The organism is Arthrobacter sp. LAR12-1-1.1 (assembly GCF_040676555.1).
GTDB lineage: Bacteria > Actinomycetota > Actinomycetes > Actinomycetales > Micrococcaceae > Arthrobacter.
In genome coordinates, this window is record NZ_JBEGIG010000028.1 from 1 (window position 1) to 2,830 (window position 2,830).

Here is a 2,830-nt window from a genome sequence, read left to right on the forward strand (position 1 = left end):
CCGGCGCCGGCACTCCGCCCTGGATTACCGCTACCCCAACGAGGTCCACTACAGTTACCAGCAGCCGCCCGCGGCAGCGTAGAGAAAACCACTAATCCGCTGTCCGAAATCTCCCAAGCGGCCCAGTCGTCTTCGGGCACGCCATGGTGTTCGCAACGAACACCGGGCGCAATGGGCGGCCTGGCACTGAGCGGCTGGCGAGACAGTTCTTATGCTCACGGAGTCTTATGCTCACAGAGGCAAGCTGCGGGACGTCGCTACCGACCAGAAGGGCCTGGCAGTTCTGCTGCGACTTTCTGCTCTTGTGCAGCCATTTTGGTGTCCGGGACAATTCGGGGCATACGGAACTTAGGATTCGGGGCCGGACTGTGACGTCACTCCTCGAGCTGCGGGGCGGCCGGTCCGACCCGCCGCCTCATAGCCCGGCTCACTGCAGTGGAAGGAGGGGGCATGAACCAGCGTCGGGTCGATGAAACATTCAGCGTCAATGAAACCGTCAGCCCTGCACGCGCTAAGCCCACCCGGCTGTGGCTCGCGGCGGGCGCACTGGCCGGCGCCAGCCTCCTGGGAGGCGTGACTGTCGCCCCTGCAGGGATGCTTGCGCTCCCCGGCAGCCCGCAGTCCACCTCACAGCAGACAGGGACTCAGCCTTTCGGGCCGGCCTCCTACAAGGCTGAAGATACCCTGGCTGCCTTCGGCCGCATTACCTACGACTACGAGCCCTTCCGTTCCCCGGCGGCGCTGGCAGCGGCGAGCCAGGTGATCGTCCGGGGAGCCGTGGTGGGCGTCCGGAAAGGAAGAGTGGGCACCGGCATCCACTCCATTGTTCTGATCCTGCGCGCTGACACCGCGATCAAGGGCGGACTGCCACAGGGCAGTGACGGGAATGTCTACCTTGAGCTGAATGGTGCAAGGAGTTCGGATCCCCTGTACTTCCTGAAGGCCTTTCCCAAGGGGGCCGCTGCCGTTGCCTACATGGTGCCCGCTGGGGACGGTACACCCAGAGAAGGAACGGACGTGACGGTAGAGAACCCGATGGCGGGCCGTCCGGACGGGCAGGCGCTGTTCATGGCACCACCGCAGGGTCTTGTCCTTCAAGCCGGCGACCACGACGTCGTGTGGCCGCTCATCGGCGAACGGGCACCGGGGAAGATCGTCGATGCGCTGCCCGGGGGCAACCTGATCAGGGGGTAGCCGCCGAATGTGCCGACGGGCAGGGTCTTGTGTTTTGGGGGCTTAAATGCGCAAGGGCCCCCAACGTGGTTGGGGGCCCTCGACCTCAATGATGTTCCGGCGGGAACCTAGCACTGGGGGTCCTGGTGGTTGGGACACCGCCGTTCCCGGCCTTCCAGGCTGCTCTGGCGGATTGTTGTGGGGGTAAATGGCCCATCACAGATGAGGGTGTAGCGGACGGCGGCGCGTTCGACAGGCGCACTGCAACCGGCTCGATGCCGATTGCGCACCGTGTCGCTGGTGTGCGATCATTCCCGTGATCGTGATCCATCGGCAGGAGGTGAGACCCATGTATGCAGTATCCGCAATGGGTTCTCCCCACAGTCCACGATCGCGCGACTGAGCTAGTCGCCACCGGGAGCGCCCAACAGCCAATTCGCGAAAGGCGACTCCCATGAACACCACACCCTCTTCAACTCTGCACATCACCTCGATGACAGCCTCCGACCGGCCGAGGTCCGACCAGAATCAGCCGCAGGTCGACGCCACAAAGCAGGTGCGCGCTGCGGGCGGGCGAGCGTTGGTGCTCGGTGGCGGCGGATCGACAGGCAACGCGTGGCTGATCGGCGTCATCGCCGGCCTCTTCGATGCCGGGCTGGATGTGACTGAGGCTGATCTGGTCATCGGGACGTCGGCCGGCTCGACCGCCGCGACCCAGATAACCAGTGGGATCCAGGCGACCGAACTGCTTGCCGCTATTCTTGCCGCGGCGCCCCAGCAACGTACCGGTCCGGTCGGATCCGACCGTGGACGCGTTCCGATCAGGCCGGCGGCGGACCACATGGAGAGAACGAGCAAGATCATCGCCGCCGCTGAGGATGCGGCCGACATGCGTCGCAGAATGGGCGCCGCGGCACTCGATATGGCTGCGGCGTCGGACGGCTCCAGGCAAACGCGGTGGCGCGCGACCGTCGCCGCGCGGCTGCCCAGTCAGCACTGGCCGGAACGAACAGTGCTCATCACGGCGGTCAATGCCCATACCGGCGAACCGGTCGTGTTCGACCGCCACAGCGGAGTCGACCTGGTGGACGCCGTCGCGGCCAGCTGTGCCAGTGGCTTCGCCTACAGGATCGGAGACAAACGGTATATCGACGGCGGCTACCGACGCAACGAGAATGCAGATCTGGCAGCCGGAAACGGGCGGGTGCTGGTTCTGTCGCCATTCGGCGGCAGAACACGGACGCCGTTGGAGTGGGGCATGCATCTTGCAGCACAGGTCGACGAGCTACGCGCGCGCGGCAGCAAAGTCGAAACGATCTTCCCGGATAGCAACTCTGAGCATATGTTCGGCGCCAATGCGATGGATCTGTCCCTGCGTCCGCCCGCCGCTCAGGCTGGTTACAACCAAGGCAGAGCCCTTGCCGAACAGCTCACCGATTTCTGGCGCTGACGCTCTCGAACCTGAAACGAGGTCAGGCCCCGACTACATCCTCGGTCATGAAGAGCCGGTTAAATGCGGGAGGACCCCCAACCTGTGGTTGGGGGTCCTCGACCGTGAATGGTGTTCCGGCGGTGACCTACTCTCCCACACCCTCCCGGGTGCAGTACCATCGGCGCTGTGGGTCTTAGCTTCCGGGTTCGGGATGGGACCGGGCGT

Annotated in this window: 2 protein-coding genes and 1 rRNA gene; 2 read left to right on the plus strand and 1 reads right to left on the minus strand. The window is 64.9% G+C overall.

From position 1 onward, the window contains the following. Positions 1 to 450 precede the first annotated feature (450 nt). Together MRBLAR12_RS16145 and MRBLAR12_RS16150 are read left to right on the plus strand one after the other, a co-directional pair. Positions 451 to 1,194 carry a hypothetical protein gene (locus tag MRBLAR12_RS16145; protein WP_364747132.1) on the plus strand — a complete coding sequence of 248 codons (744 nt, stop codon included), beginning with the start codon at positions 451 to 453 and terminating at the stop codon, positions 1,192 to 1,194. Positions 1,195 to 1,627: 433 nt separating this feature from the next. Then, positions 1,628 to 2,623 (plus strand): patatin-like phospholipase family protein, encoded by a 996-nt coding sequence (locus MRBLAR12_RS16150; protein WP_229996202.1) that lies wholly within the window; start codon positions 1,628 to 1,630, stop codon positions 2,621 to 2,623. 114 nt (positions 2,624 to 2,737) lie between these two features. On the opposite strand, the gene rrf is transcribed toward MRBLAR12_RS16150, so the two are convergent. Continuing rightward, positions 2,738 to 2,830, minus strand: a 5S ribosomal RNA gene (gene rrf / locus MRBLAR12_RS16155); the annotation flags it as partial.

Bases quoted from the DNA above. Each gene is read 5' to 3' on its own strand.
- MRBLAR12_RS16145 (WP_364747132.1), top strand. From the start codon at position 451: ATGAACCAGCGTCGGGTCGATGAAACATTCAGCGTCAATGAAACCGTC.
- MRBLAR12_RS16150 (WP_229996202.1), top strand. From the start codon at position 1,628: ATGAACACCACACCCTCTTCAACTCTGCACATCACCTCGATGACAGCC.